Origin of the sequence: Phytobacter sp. V69, assembly GCF_965644215.1 — a bacterium.
In the GTDB taxonomy this organism is placed as follows: Bacteria; Pseudomonadota; Gammaproteobacteria; order Enterobacterales; family Enterobacteriaceae; genus Phytobacter.
Genome location: NZ_CBFFRL010000420.1, coordinates 1 through 1375, shown reverse-complemented (window position 1 = coordinate 1375; position 1375 = coordinate 1). Strand labels below are relative to the sequence as shown.

1 protein-coding gene is annotated in these 1375 nt (G+C 52.4%); it reads right to left on the bottom strand.

Annotated features, from left to right (window positions below):
* Positions 1-256: 256 nt before the first annotated feature.
* Positions 257-1375: sulfatase family protein (locus tag ACSZPU_RS25700; RefSeq protein ID WP_499004436.1), on the bottom strand; the 1119-nt coding region annotated here is incomplete at its 5' end.

Genomic DNA, 1375 nt, shown 5'->3' with positions numbered 1-1375 from the left:
AAAACGTGTGTTTTTAGTCATCCTGTTTACCTCTCTCTCAAAGAGTTTAGTCTCCAGGATTCCCGGGGCGGTTCAGTTCGCGACAATTATTTTGTCCGGTTTGTAATCTGAGATCACAACCTACTCAATCATGGAGATGTTGTGTCTCTTACCGACAAACAGGTCATTCTCTATATGAAAAATAGCAACAAAGGGGCGACTCAAGAAGTCGCTGCCGCCAGAAGCGGTATCTCTGTTCGTTCTGCCCGTCGGCGGGCTAAAAATCACTGATTCGCTCTGGCCCTGCACCGCTGACTTTCATTATGGCGGCAAAATGTTTTTGAATAAGCTGTAACTTCAGTTGATTAAACTGCGGGTCGTGCCAGTGGTCATTAAATTCAAACGGATCGCTATCTAAGTCGAACAGCTCCCCCTCTTCTGCATCGTGGTACACATTCAGCTTATAGCGGCCATCAAAATACATACTAGCGCGCGAACCGATGCTGCCGGGAAATCCAAGTGCGTCAAAATATTCAGAAAGCACATAAGGCTTATGCTGATGTAGTGCACTGTCGCCCCTGAGCAAAGAATACAGCGATTGTCCTTGGTTATGCGCCGGTAATGCTATCCTCGCGCTTTCCAGCAACGTCGCAGGAATATCAACCAGCTCGACTAAGGCATTTGAACGCCTCTGTGGCGCAAAACCCTGCGGCCAGCAGACAATTAGTGGCACATGCACCAGCCCTTCATAAAAGCGACAGCCTTTGTAGAGTAAACCGTGATCACCCAGCATCTCCCCGTGATCGCTCATAAAGATAACCAGCGTATTCTGCCGCTGCCCACTCTCATCAAGCAACGAGGTAAGGCTGCCGACCATATCGTCCACCAGAGCTATCATGGCGAAATAGGCCGCGCGAATTGCCTTCGCGTCCCAGAATTCCGGCGGCGTATCATGGCTGCCTTGCAGGCTTTCCCCCTCTACCGCCACGTTCGGATCGACAGCCTTTTTGGTCTGCTGGTCGACCCGCGTAAAGCGCGCCTGATGGTCTAGATCGCTCTCTGCAAACAGCGGTGGGCGAATGGCATCCGCATCAATACGCTGCAAATAGTCCTGCGGCGGATCAAATGGCGGATGTGGGTCGTAAAGGTTAATGCTGAGGAACCACGGAGACTGCTGATGCCGGGAGATAAATTCTCGCGCCCGCTCTTTCGCCCAGGTGGTCTGGTGAAACTCCGTCGCAACGCCCTGATAGATCGCGCCATGCGCGTGGGCGTAAAGCGACTGCGGATCAACTCCCTTTTCTTCCAGCCACGTCTGGTAATCGTGACCTTCCGGCCAGTCCGGGTGCGGATGCTGGCTCCAGTAAAACTCATCGTAACCATCGTCGGGGCGATG